The 10884-nt window shown below is 58.5% G+C and carries 11 protein-coding genes; 8 read left to right on the top strand and 3 right to left on the bottom strand.

The annotated features are described in order from the left end of the window. Window positions 1-54: 54 nt before the first annotated feature. Window positions 55-1305, bottom strand: a complete 1251-nt coding sequence (gene icd / locus HMPREF3142_RS01375) for an NADP-dependent isocitrate dehydrogenase (protein WP_008806032.1) — start codon at window positions 1303-1305, stop codon at window positions 55-57. A gap of 240 nt (window positions 1306-1545) precedes the next feature. Between icd and rluE the strand changes: the two genes are divergently transcribed. From rluE to purB, 5 genes are read left to right on the top strand one after another with little or no spacing between them, the layout of a single operon-like run. Continuing rightward, on the top strand, window positions 1546-2196 hold the full coding sequence (gene rluE, locus HMPREF3142_RS01380) for a 23S rRNA pseudouridine(2457) synthase RluE (protein ID WP_012968555.1): 651 nt from the start codon (window positions 1546-1548) through the stop codon (window positions 2194-2196). Between the two features lie 16 nt (window positions 2197-2212). Further along, window positions 2213-2671 (top strand): NUDIX hydrolase, encoded by a 459-nt coding sequence (locus tag HMPREF3142_RS01385; protein WP_008806030.1) that lies wholly within the window; start codon window positions 2213-2215, stop codon window positions 2669-2671. A 56-nt stretch (window positions 2672-2727) separates the two neighbouring features. Next, on the top strand, window positions 2728-3834 hold the full coding sequence (gene mnmA, locus HMPREF3142_RS01390; RefSeq protein WP_012542211.1) for a tRNA 2-thiouridine(34) synthase MnmA: 1107 nt from the start codon (window positions 2728-2730) through the stop codon (window positions 3832-3834). A gap of 54 nt (window positions 3835-3888) precedes the next feature. Then, window positions 3889-4530 carry a high frequency lysogenization protein HflD gene (hflD, locus tag HMPREF3142_RS01395; RefSeq protein ID WP_004140557.1) on the top strand — a complete coding sequence of 214 codons (642 nt, stop codon included), beginning with the start codon at window positions 3889-3891 and terminating at the stop codon, window positions 4528-4530. 3 nt (window positions 4531-4533) lie between these two features. Continuing rightward, the gene (purB, locus tag HMPREF3142_RS01400) at window positions 4534-5904 is read left to right on the top strand and encodes an adenylosuccinate lyase (protein ID WP_012968556.1); all 1371 of its coding nucleotides are present in this window, start codon (window positions 4534-4536) and stop codon (window positions 5902-5904) included. A 54-nt stretch (window positions 5905-5958) separates the two neighbouring features. Here purB and HMPREF3142_RS01405 read toward each other — a convergent pair whose 3' ends face one another. Both HMPREF3142_RS01405 and HMPREF3142_RS01410 read right to left on the bottom strand, forming a co-directional pair. Next, window positions 5959-6321, bottom strand: a complete 363-nt coding sequence (locus HMPREF3142_RS01405; RefSeq protein WP_012542212.1) for a cupin domain-containing protein — start codon at window positions 6319-6321, stop codon at window positions 5959-5961. Window positions 6322-6404: 83 nt separating this feature from the next. Beyond that, the gene (locus HMPREF3142_RS01410; RefSeq protein WP_008806026.1) at window positions 6405-7211 is read right to left on the bottom strand and encodes an AraC family transcriptional regulator; all 807 of its coding nucleotides are present in this window, start codon (window positions 7209-7211) and stop codon (window positions 6405-6407) included. A gap of 283 nt (window positions 7212-7494) precedes the next feature. Here HMPREF3142_RS01410 and phoP point away from each other — a divergent pair, with 283 nt between their 5' ends. The 3 genes from phoP (at window position 7495) to HMPREF3142_RS01425 (ending at window position 10839) form a co-directional block, all read left to right on the top strand. After that, a complete protein-coding gene (gene phoP / locus HMPREF3142_RS01415; protein WP_004150807.1) occupies window positions 7495-8166 on the top strand; it encodes a two-component system response regulator PhoP in 672 nt (223 codons plus the stop codon). Further along, the gene (gene phoQ / locus HMPREF3142_RS01420) at window positions 8166-9632 is read left to right on the top strand and encodes a two-component system sensor histidine kinase PhoQ (RefSeq protein WP_008806025.1); all 1467 of its coding nucleotides are present in this window, start codon (window positions 8166-8168) and stop codon (window positions 9630-9632) included. Before phoP ends, phoQ begins: the two co-directional genes overlap by 1 nt. An 85-nt stretch (window positions 9633-9717) precedes the next feature. Further along, window positions 9718-10839, top strand: coding sequence for a ribosomal protein uL16 3-hydroxylase (locus tag HMPREF3142_RS01425; protein WP_012542214.1), 1122 nt, complete (start codon window positions 9718-9720; stop codon window positions 10837-10839). Window positions 10840-10884 lie beyond the last annotated feature (45 nt).

Genomic DNA, 10884 nt, shown 5'->3' on the forward strand with positions numbered 1-10884 from the left:
ATAATAAAAACGGGAACCACCAAGTTCCCGTTCTGACATAATCTGGGGGCCAGATTACATGTTCGCGATGATCGCGTCGCCAAACTCGCTACATTTCAGCAGTTTAGCGCCTTCCATCAGACGTTCGAAGTCATAGGTCACGGTCTTGGCGGCGATAGCGCCTTCCATGCCTTTGACGATCAGGTCTGCGGCTTCGAACCACTGCATGTGGCGCAGCATCATCTCTGCGGACAGGATGATGGAGCCCGGGTTCACTTTGTCCTGGCCAGCATATTTCGGCGCAGTACCGTGAGTCGCTTCGAACAGCGCGCACTCGTCACCGATGTTGGCGCCCGGGGCGATACCGATACCGCCAACCTGTGCCGCCAGCGCGTCAGAGATGTAGTCGCCGTTCAGGTTCATACAGGCGATAACGTCGTATTCCGCCGGACGCAGCAGGATCTGCTGCAGGAACGCATCGGCGATCACGTCTTTCACCACGATCTCTTTACCGGTGTTCGGGTTCTTGATTTTCACCCACGGGCCGCCGTCGATCAGCTCGCCGCCGAACTCTTCGCGAGCCAGCTGGTAGCCCCAGTCTTTGAACGCACCTTCGGTGAACTTCATGATGTTGCCTTTGTGCACCAGAGTGAGGGAATCACGATCGTTGGTGATCGCGTATTCAATCGCGGCGCGAACCAGGCGTTTGGTGCCTTCTTCAGAGCACGGCTTGATACCGATACCGCAATGTTCCGGGAAGCGAATTTTCTTCACGCCCATCTCATCGCGCAGGAATTTGATGACTTTGTCTGCTTCAGCAGAGTCGGCTTTCCACTCGATACCGGCATAGATATCTTCTGAGTTTTCACGGAAGATAACCATATCGGTCAGTTCAGGGTGCTTAACCGGGCTCGGGGTGCCCTGGTAGTAACGTACCGGACGCAGGCAGACGTAGAGGTCCAGCTCCTGGCGCAGCGCCACGTTCAGAGAACGGATGCCGCCGCCGACTGGGGTGGTCAGAGGACCTTTGATAGCAACGCGGTAGTCACGAATCAGATCGAGGGTTTCAGCTGGCAGCCAGACATCCTGGCCATAGACTTGGGTCGATTTTTCACCGGTGTAAACTTCCATCCAGGAAATTTTACGCTCGCCCTTATAGGCTTTCTCAACGGCGGCATCAACCACTTTCAGCATCGCTGGGGTAACGTCAACGCCGATACCATCACCTTCAATGAACGGGATAATCGGATTGTGAGGGACGTTCAGTTTGCCGTTTTGCAGGGTGATTTTTTGACCTTCCGCCGGAACTACTACTTTGCTTTCCATTAACCTCTCCTTCGAGCGCTTCTGGTTCTGCTCTTCCCTCTTCACGCGAGCCTGGTGTTGGCTGAGTCGGCCAGCTCCAGCGTACCGGGTTTTCCCGCTAAGCGGAGCTATCGCGTCCGTGTCGCCTTCCTGCCTGTAGTGCGAATCGGTTTGAGCAATTTTTTGTTAATAATTTGTAATGAGCATGTCAATACTACCTGAATGTTTGCGTCCATGAAAGGCATTCGTAATTAGGCTATAATGCGGCAATTGATAGAGCCTGAAAATACCATGCAGAAAACTTCATTTAGAAAACATCGCGTTGAGCGATTCAGCACACAACAAGTCACCAGACAACGTAAAGAACGCCAGCCAAAAACTGTGATCTTGTTCAATAAACCCTATGATGTGTTGCCGCAATTTACCGACGAAGCCGGGCGCAGCACGCTGAAAGATTTTATCCCCGTCGCGGGCGTCTACGCCGCCGGTCGTCTTGACCGCGACAGCGAAGGCCTGCTGGTGCTGACCAACGATGGCGCGCTGCAGGCGAAGCTAACCCAGCCGGGTAAACGCACCGGCAAGATTTACTACGTCCAGGTGGAAGGCGAACCCACGCCCGAGGCGCTGGCCGCGCTACGCGACGGCGTCACGCTCAATGATGGCCCCACCCTGCCTGCAGGCGTGGAAGTGGTGGAGGAGCCCGCGTGGCTGTGGCCGCGCAACCCGCCTATTCGCGAGCGCAAATCGATCCCCACCCGCTGGCTGAAAATCACCCTTTACGAGGGACGTAACCGCCAGGTGCGCCGGATGACCGCCCACGTCGGCTTCCCCACCCTGCGTCTGATCCGCTACGCCATGGGCGGCTATACGCTTGACGGGCTGGCCAACGGCGAATGGCGTAAAGCCGAATAACTAAAAAGGAAAAGCGATGTTTAAACCTCATGTCACCGTTGCCTGCGTGGTTCACGCCGAGGATAAATTCCTCATCGTCGAAGAGACCATTAACGGCAAAGCGCTGTGGAACCAGCCGGCGGGCCACCTGGAGGCCAATGAGACGCTGCTGCAGGCCGCCGAACGCGAACTGTGGGAAGAGACCGGCATTCGCGCCACGCCGCAGCACTTCATCCGCATGCACCAGTGGGTCGCTCCCGATAACACGCCGTTTCTGCGCTTCCTGTTCGCCATCGAACTTAGCGATCTGTGCGCCACCGAACCGCATGACAGCGATATCGATCGCTGCCTGTGGCTCAGTGCTGAGGAAATTCTTAACGCGCCGAACCTGCGCTCGCCGCTGGTTGCCGAAAGCATTCGCTGCTACCTGCAGGACCCGCGCCAGCCGCTGTCGCTGATTGGCGCATTTAACTGGCCGTTCACAGGGGGTGAATGAACGGTGAGCGCGTGCTAGAATACGCCGCCTCGAAGTTCAATGTAGCGAGTATTTCCATGTCAGAAAGCCAGAAAAAAGTGATCGTCGGCATGTCCGGCGGCGTCGACTCCTCGGTCTCCGCGTACCTGCTGCTGCAGCAAGGGTATAAGGTGGAAGGCCTGTTCATGAAGAACTGGGAGGAAGACGACGGCGAGGAATACTGCACCGCCGCCGCCGACCTTGCCGATGCGCAAGCGGTCTGCGATAAGCTGGGCATTGAACTGCACACCGTTAACTTTGCCGCCGAATATTGGGACAACGTCTTTGAGCTCTTCCTGGAAGAGTACAAAGCCGGCCGCACGCCGAACCCGGATATTCTGTGCAATAAAGAGATCAAGTTTAAAGCCTTCCTCGAGTTTGCCGCCGAAGACCTCGGCGCCGACTACATCGCCACCGGGCACTATGTGCGCCGCGCCGATGTCGACGGCAAAAGCCAGCTGCTGCGTGGCCTCGACGGTAACAAAGATCAGAGCTACTTCCTCTATACCCTTAGCCACGAGCAGATTGCCCAGAGCTTGTTCCCGGTGGGTGAGCTGGAAAAACCGCAGGTGCGTAAGATCGCCGAAGAGCTGGATCTGATCACCGCGAAGAAAAAAGATTCCACCGGCATCTGCTTTATCGGCGAACGTAAATTCCGCGATTTCCTTGGCCGCTATCTGCCGGCGCAGCCGGGCAAAATTCTCACCGTCGACGGCGAGGAGATCGGTACCCATCAGGGGCTGATGTACCATACGCTGGGCCAGCGTAAAGGGCTGGGCATCGGCGGCACCAAAGAGGGTAGCGAAGATCCGTGGTACGTGGTGGATAAAGACGTTGAGAATAATATTCTTATCGTCGCCCAGGGCCATGACCACCCGCGCCTGATGTCCGTCGGCCTGATTGCCCAACAGCTGCACTGGGTTGACCGTGAACCGCTGCAGGGCACCCTGCGCTGCACGGTGAAAACCCGCTATCGCCAGACCGATATCCCCTGCACCGTCACCGCGCTGGATGAAGACCGTATCGAAGTTCGCTTTGATGAGCCGGTCGCGGCGGTCACCCCGGGCCAGTCCGCAGTGTTCTATCTGGGTGAAGTGTGCCTCGGCGGCGGAATTATTGAACAACGACTGCCTCTGCAGTCCTGAACGCGCGTTATTTCCGTCGGGACGAACCGCCCCGACGGCTGACAAGGAGTATGTGTGGCGAAGAATTACTATGACATCACGCTGGCGCTGGCTGGCGTTTGCCAGGCGGCACGACTGGTTCAGCAACTGGCGCATCAGGGACATTGCGACAGCGATGCCCTGCATGTGTCGCTGAACAGCATCATCGACCTCGATCCCGAGTCGACGCTGGCGGTGTTCGGTGGCAGTGAAGCCAATCTTCGCCTCGGCCTTGAAACGCTGCTCGGGGTGCTCAATACCAGCAGCCGTCAGGGCCTCAATGCTGAACTGACGCGCTATACCCTGAGCCTGATGGTGCTGGAGCGCAAGCTCGCCGCCAGTAAAGGGGCGATGGACACGCTCGGCAACCGCATCGCCGGCCTGCACCGTCAACTGGAACACTTTGACCTGCAGTCCGAAACGCTGCTCAGCGCCATGGCAGGCATCTATGTTGACGTGATAAGCCCGCTGGGGCCGCGTATTCAGGTGACCGGCTCCCCTGCCGTGCTGCAAAGCCCGCAGGTGCAGGCGAAAGTTCGCTCAGCGCTGCTGGCGGGTATTCGCGCCGCGGTGCTCTGGCATCAGGTGGGCGGCGGACGTCTGCAGCTTATGTTTTCCCGTAATCGTCTGGTTAACCAGGCAAAGCAAATTCTTGCTCATTTAACCCCGGAGTTGTGATCTATGGAATTATCCTCACTGACCGCCGTTTCCCCTGTAGACGGCCGCTACGGCGATAAAGTCAGCGCGCTGCGCGGTATCTTCAGCGAATTCGGTTTGCTGAAATTCCGCGTTCAGGTGGAAGTACGTTGGCTGCAAAAACTGGCCGCCCACGCAGCGATCAAGGAAGTTCCTGCTTTTGCTGCCGACGCAAACGGTTTCCTTGACAAAATCGTCGCCGATTTCAGCGTCGAAGACGCGGAGCGCATCAAAACCATCGAGCGCACCACTAACCACGACGTGAAAGCGGTAGAGTATTTTCTGAAAGAGAAAGTCGCTGACGTCGCCGAGCTGCACGCCGTGTCGGAGTTTATTCACTTCGCCTGTACGTCTGAAGACATCAATAACCTCTCCCACGCGCTGATGCTGAAAACCGCCCGCGACGAAGTGGTTCTGCCTTACTGGCGCAAGCTGATTGACGCGGTAAAAGATCTGGCAACCCAGTACCGCGATGTGCCGCTGCTCTCCCGTACCCACGGTCAGCCGGCAACGCCGTCCACCATGGGTAAAGAGATGGCGAACGTCGCCTACCGTATGGAGCGCCAGTACCGTCAGCTGAACCAGGTGGAAATCCTCGGTAAAATCAACGGCGCGGTGGGTAACTACAACGCCCACATCGCGGCCTACCCGGAAGTCGACTGGCATCAGTTCAGCGAAGAGTTCGTCACCTCGCTGGGGATTCAGTGGAACCCGTACACCACCCAGATCGAGCCGCATGACTACATCGCTGAGCTGTTTGACTGCATCGCGCGCTTCAACACCATTCTGATCGATTTCGATCGCGATGTGTGGGGCTACATCGCGCTCAACCACTTCAAACAGAAGACCATCGCCGGAGAGATCGGCTCCTCCACCATGCCGCACAAGGTGAACCCGATTGACTTCGAAAACTCCGAAGGCAACCTCGGCCTGGCCAATGCGGTCATGCAGCACCTGGCCAGCAAACTGCCGGTTTCCCGCTGGCAGCGCGACCTGACCGACTCCACCGTCCTGCGTAACCTCGGCGTGGGAATCGGCTATGCGCTGATCGCCTATCAGTCCACCCTCAAAGGGATCAGCAAGCTGGAGCTGAACCAGGATCGCCTGCTGGACGAACTGGATCACAACTGGGAAGTACTGGCTGAGCCGATCCAGACCGTGATGCGCCGTTACGGTATCGAAAAACCGTACGAGAAGCTGAAAGAGCTGACCCGCGGCAAACGCGTTGACGCGGAAGGGATGAAGCAGTTTATTGACAGCCTCGCCCTGCCGGAAGACGAAAAAGTGCGCCTCAAAGCGATGACTCCGGCCAACTATATTGGTCGGGCAACCACCATGGTTGACGAGCTGAAATAATCGCCCTGCCCCTCTTTCCGCCGGAAAGAGGGGCGTTTTGTCGCCGGAAAGCAATCAGATCCAGACGTCGTTCACCGCCGTCCGCTCGCCGCCCTCATGGCCGGTATTCAGCACGCCACGCGGCTCAATCAGCATGAGCTTCGCTTCCGTCTCCGCCGAGGTCTTATGTTCCACCCCGCGCGGCACGACGATCATCTCCCCGGCCTTCACCAGCACGTGCCCATCACGGAAGTCCACGCGTAATACCCCCTCCACCACCATCAGTGTCTCATCGGTTTCCGGGTGGCTGTGCCAGATAAAATCGCCGGCGATGCGCACGATCTTGAACTGATAGTCGTTCATCTCAGCCACCACTTTGGGCTGCCATTGTTCGCTGAACAGGGAAAATTTCTGAGCAAGATTAACGAGTTGATACATGGGCTGTCTCCTTGTGATAAAGGCAGTCAGCATAGTTCGCCTCGCCGCGGTCACGCTTGAACGATTGTGCAACCTGAACCGCGCTAGCCGCGGATCGCCCGCAGCCAGCGGCCCGGAGAGAGACCAAAGCGGCTGATAAACTGGCGCGTCATGTGGCTCTGATCGGCAAACCCCGCGTCGGCGGCAATATCCACCAGACGTTCCCCGGCGCGCATCCGCTGGCGGCAAAAATCAAGCCGGCGCATCATGACGTAACGCCACGGGCTGGTGCCGTACAGCGTTCTGAAATCCCGGCTCAGGCTCCAGCGGTCCCGGCCGCTGACCTGCGATAAGGTGTCGAGGGTCATATCCTGCATAAAACAGGCATGGATATACTCCCGGGCCCTCTCCGCCGCCTGATAGTCAAATGCCTGGCGACGGGAACGCTGCCCGCCGACCACAGCCAGGGTCTGCGCCAGGTCGTACAGAGCATCCTCTTCCTCCAGCGGCTCGAAGGTGTCCGTGACCGCTTTTAACAACGGCTGCGCGGCGCAACGCAGGCGCGGATCCGCCGACAGGCCGCCGGGGATAAACGGCAATGGCCTGCCGCCGAGTATCTTCTGGATCAGCGCCGGTTCGATATAGACCATGCGGTAGTGAAACCCCGCCTCGGTGCCCGCCTCGCCGTCGTGTATTTCGTCCGGGTGAAGCACCATCGTTCCGCCGGGCAGGCTGTGCTGGAGTCCGCCGCGATAGTGAAAGCTCTGCACGCCGGCGATCGTCTGGCCGATAGCATAGGTATCATGCCGGTGGGGCTCATAGCCGTGGCCGCCGAAGAAGGCTTCGATGCGTTCCGTCTGACTGGGCGACTGCGCCAGCCTGACCCAGTCCGCACTTTTCTGCTGAGACATAATGGATAACCTGCGGCGTCATTGAGGGGTGATCCCAGCACTATTACACAAAAAATTAACATCACCAACCCGCGCACTGCCCGCGCTCTGCCGCTGGGCGTTTGCTGAAATTACGCATAGAATTAAGGAGTTCCATGCACTATGCGCAAAGGGCATCGCCGAAGGCTGACCTGCCTGGCGGTGTTATGCGCCGTTGGTATAAAAAGCTTTATTTAACAGCTGTTTATATTTTGCGTATATAATGAGCGTCAGATTACTATCAACACAGGAAGGGAGAACAGTCATGCGCGTACTCGTGGTTGAGGATAACGCCCTGCTGCGTCACCACCTCAAAGTTCAGCTGCAGGAGCTGGGCCATCAGGTCGATGCGGCGGAAGATGCCAGGGAAGCGGACTACTATCTGGGCGAACATCTCCCGGATATCGCCATCGTCGACCTCGGCCTGCCGGATGAAGACGGACTATCGCTGATCCGCCGCTGGCGCAGCCACGATGTGTCGCTGCCGGTGCTGGTGCTGACCGCCCGCGAAGGGTGGCAGGATAAAGTGGAAGTGCTGAGCGCCGGGGCGGATGATTACGTCACCAAGCCTTTCCATATTGAAGAGGTTGCCGCCCGCATGCAGGCGCTGCTGCGCCGCAACAGCGGCCTGGCCTCACAGGTGATCTCCCTGCCGCCGTTCCAGGTCGACCTCTCCCGGCGCGAGCTGTCAGTCAACGATCAGCCGATCAAGCTGACGGCCTTTGAGTACACCATTATGGAAACCCTGATCCGCAACCGCGGCAAAGTGGTCAGCAAAGATTCCCTGATGCTCCAGCTTTACCCGGATGCCGAACTGCGTGAGAGCCATACCATCGACGTACTGATGGGCCGGCTGCGCAAGAAAATTCAGGCTGAATACCCGCAGGACGTCATCACCACGGTGCGCGGCCAGGGCTATCTGTTCGAACTGCGCTGATGAAGGGACTGTTGCGGCATATCTTCCCCCTGTCATTACGGGTTCGCTTCCTGCTGGCGACCGCCGGGGTCGTGCTGGTGCTCTCCCTGGCCTATGGCATGGTGGCGCTGGTGGGCTACAGCGTCAGCTTTGATAAAACCACCTTCCGCCTGCTGCGCGGCGAGAGCAATCTCTTTTATATGCTGGCGAAATGGGAGAACGGCGCTATTGACGTCGATATCCCGGAAAACCTGAATATGGAAAGCCCGACGGTGACCCTTATCTACGATGAGAGGGGTAAACTGCTGTGGGCGCAGCGCGATGTCCCCTGGCTGGCGAAACGCATTCAACCGGAATGGCTGAAGCGCAATGGTTTCCATGAGATCGAAGCCGATGTCGACAGCAGCAGCATGCTGCTGCGCAACAACCACGAGATTCAGGAACAGCTGGACGCCATCCGCGAGCAGGGCGACGATTCGGAGATGACCCACTCGGTGGCGATCAACCTCTATCCGGCCACCAGCAAAATGCCCCAGCTCAGCATTGTGGTGGTCGATACCATTCCGGTGGAGCTCAAGCGCAGCTATATGGTGTGGAGCTGGTTTATCTACGTGCTGGCCGCCAACCTGCTGCTGGTGATCCCCCTGCTGTGGGTCGCCGCATGGTGGAGCCTGCGACCTATCGAGTCGCTGGCGAAAGAGGTACGTGAGCTGGAGGAGCACCACCGCGAAAAGCTCAATCCCAACACCACCCGCGAGCTGACCCGGCTGGTCAGCAACCTTAACCGCCTGGTTCGCAGCGAGCGTGAACGCTATGACAAATACCGCACCACCCTCACCGATCTCACCCACAGCCTGAAAACGCCGCTGGCGGTGATGCAGAGCACCCTGCGCTCGCTGCGCGGCGAGAAGATCAGCGTCGACGAGGCGGAGCCGGTGATGCTGGAGCAGATAAGCCGCATCTCGCAGCAGATTGGTTACTATCTGCATCGCGCCAGCATGCGCAGCGGCGGCACCCTGTTGAGCCGGGAGCTGCATCCGATCGCCCCGCTGCTTGATAGCCTGACCTCCGCTCTCAACAAGGTCTATCAGCGCAAAGGGGTCAATATCTCGCTCGACATCTCGCCGGAGATCACTTTTGTCGGCGAGCAGAACGATTTTATGGAAGTGATGGGTAACGTTCTCGATAACGCCTGTAAGTACTGTCTGGAGTTCGTGGAGGTTTCCGTGCGCCAAACCACCGACAGCCATCTGCATATTCTGGTGGAAGACGATGGCCCGGGGATCCCGCAGAGCCAGCGCCGCGCCGTCTTCGACCGCGGCCAGCGGGCAGATACGCTGCGCCCCGGCCAGGGTGTGGGGCTCTCCGTCGCCCGCGAAATCGTCGAGCAATATGACGGGGAGATTATCGCCAGCGAAAGCCTGCTCGGCGGCGCCTGCATGGAGGTGGTGTTTGGCCGCCAGCTGATGGAAGATAAACAGGGTTAATCATTGAGTTTTTTAACGGCGCCTGCATCGCCGGGGCGCCGCATCCGTTATAATCCCTGTCAGACACCTGCAGTGGAATATCAATATGGATTATCAATTAACGCTTAACTGGCCCGACTTTATCGAACGCTACTGGCAAAAACGGCCGGTGGTACTGAAGCGCGGCTTCGCCAATTTTATCGACCCCCTAAGCCCGGACGAACTGGCTGGACTGGCCATGGAGAGCGAGGTCGATAGCCGCCTTGTCAGCCATCAGGATGGAAAATGGCAGGTCAGTCACGGTCCCTTCGAAAGCTACGATCACCTAAGTGAAAACAACTGGTCCCTGCTGGTGCAGGCGGTTAACCACTGGCATGAACCCTCAGCGGCGCTGATGCATCCGTTCCGCGCTCTGCCGGACTGGCGTATCGACGATCTGATGATCTCCTTCTCGGTACCCGGGGGCGGCGTCGGTCCGCATCTGGATCAGTATGATGTGTTTATCATTCAGGGCACCGGCCGTCGGCGCTGGCGCGTCGGGGAAAAGGTGCCGATGAAACAGCACTGCCCGCATCCGGACCTGCTGCAGGTTGACCCCTTCGAGGCGATCATCGATGAAGAGATGGAGCCGGGCGATATTCTCTATATTCCGCCAGGATTCCCGCATGAGGGGTACTCACTGGAAAATTCGCTCAACTATTCGGTCGGCTATCGCGCGCCGAATGCCCGCGAGCTGTTCAGCGGCTTTGCCGACTACGTTCTCCAGCGCGAACTGGGCAGCCAGCGCTACGCCGATCCGGACGTGCCGTCCCGCGACCATCCGGCGGATATTTTACCCGTCGAACTCGACCGCCTGCGCGAGATGATGCTGGGTCTGATTAACCAACCGGAGCACTTTAAGCAGTGGTTCGGCGAGTTTATCACCCAGTCACGTCATGAGCTCGACGTCGCACCGCCGGAGCCGCCGTATCAGCCAGATGAGATTTACGATGCCCTGCAGCAGGGCGATACCCTGGAACGCCTGGGCGGCCTGCGGGTGCTGCGCATTGACGGCGAGGTGTTCGTCAATGGCGAGAAGATCAACTCCCCGCACCGCCCGGCGCTGGACGCCTTAGCCACCCATCTGACGCTGCGCGCCGACCATTTTGGCGATGCGCTGGAAGATCCGTCATTCCTCGCCATGCTGGCAGCGCTGGTCAACAGCGGCTACTGGTTCTTTGGCGACTGAGCCATCATCCTGCCCGGCGGCGCTGCGCTTGCCGGGCCTACGGGT

Source organism: Klebsiella sp. HMSC16C06 (genome assembly GCF_001808325.1).
Taxonomy (GTDB): domain Bacteria; phylum Pseudomonadota; class Gammaproteobacteria; order Enterobacterales; family Enterobacteriaceae; genus Klebsiella; species Klebsiella variicola.